Annotated in this window: 1 protein-coding gene; it reads left to right on the top strand. The window is 73.2% G+C overall.

Annotation, left to right across the window (positions count from 1 at the left end; genetic code table 11):
• The first annotated feature begins 405 nt into the window (after positions 1-405).
• A complete protein-coding gene (uppS, locus tag MXD58_RS27745; protein WP_248837716.1) occupies positions 406-1,182 on the top strand; it encodes a polyprenyl diphosphate synthase in 777 nt (258 codons plus the stop codon).
• Positions 1,183-1,312 lie beyond the last annotated feature (130 nt).

Raw genomic sequence — 1,312 nt, 5'->3', positions numbered from 1 at the left:
GGCCGGTGGCGGCCAGCGCCGGCCCGGTGGCAGCGGCCGATACGGCGAGGGAGGCGGCGGTGAGGGGGGCGGCGGTGAGGGGGGCGGCGGTGAGGGGGGCGGCGGTGAGGGGGGCGGCGAGACCCGCGAATACCTGGCGGCGGTCCACGGTTCCTCCAACCCACCGGACAGCGACCGTCGCCGCGCGCGGGCGCCCCGTCAGCCAAGCGGGCGCAGGTGGCGGCCAGGGAGACCGTGCCTTACCCACTGTGGTCCCCAGGCCGACCACTGGGTGAACGTCAGGAGGCACTCGCCCGCGCGAGTCCAGAGCAGCTGCGGGTATCGTCACCCAACACGGTCATCTCGTGGCCGACCGCGGTGCTCGGTCCGCCGCGGTCCGGGGAGACCGGTGGCGGGAAGGTGCACATGACGCTCGGCGGCCCCCTCTACGCGTTCTACACCCGGCGGCTGCGCCGCGCGGTCATGACCGGCCCGCTGCCCACCCACGTCGGCCTGGTCATGGACGGCAACCGCCGGTGGGCCCGCGAGATGGGCATGGCGAACCCCAGCCTCGGCCACCGCTACGGCGCGGAGCACGCCGAGGACGTGCTGTCCTGGTGCGAGGCGGTCGGCATCCGCCACGTCACCGTGTTCGTCTGCTCCACGGAGAACCTCCAGCGCCGCGACGACGCCGAGGTCGCGTTCCTGATGGGCGTCATCGAGCAGGTCGTCTCCGACCGGCTCGCCCGGCCCGACGCCCGCTGGCAGGTCCACCTCGCCGGCATGCTCGACGTGCTGCCCGACTCGACGGCCCGGGTCCTCAAGAACGCCGTCGAGACGACCCGGGACTGCGCGACCGGCTTCCACGTCACCCTCGCCGTCGGCTACGGCGGGCGCCAGGAGGTCATCGAGGCGCTGCGCGAACACCTGCACGAACGTGCCGAGGCGGGCGACTCCCTCGCCGACGTCGCCGCCTCGCTGACGATGGACGACATCGCCCGTCACCTCTACACCGCCGGCCAGCCCGACCCGGACCTGGTGATCCGCACCTCCGGCGAACAGCGGATGTCGAACTTCCTGCTGTGGCAGAGTGCCTATTCGGAGCTGTACTTCTGCGAGGCGTACTGGCCGGCGTTCCGGGAGATCGACTTCCTGCGGGCGCTGCGTAGCTTCGCCGCCCGCGAACGACGCCACGGCAGCTAGCTGGCGGGACCGACGCGAGCCGGCGGGTTTCCCGCGGCTCGCCTCCTCGCCTCCTCGCCTGCTCGCCTGCTCGCCGATCTACCTACAGCGGCCCCACGGCCGACACCTGACCCGAGAACACCCCGATCCG

The sequence above is a fragment of the Frankia sp. AgKG'84/4 genome, assembly GCF_023242965.2.
GTDB lineage: Bacteria > Actinomycetota > Actinomycetes > Frankiales > Frankiaceae > Frankia.
This window is presented reverse-complemented; position numbering and strand designations above follow the sequence as displayed.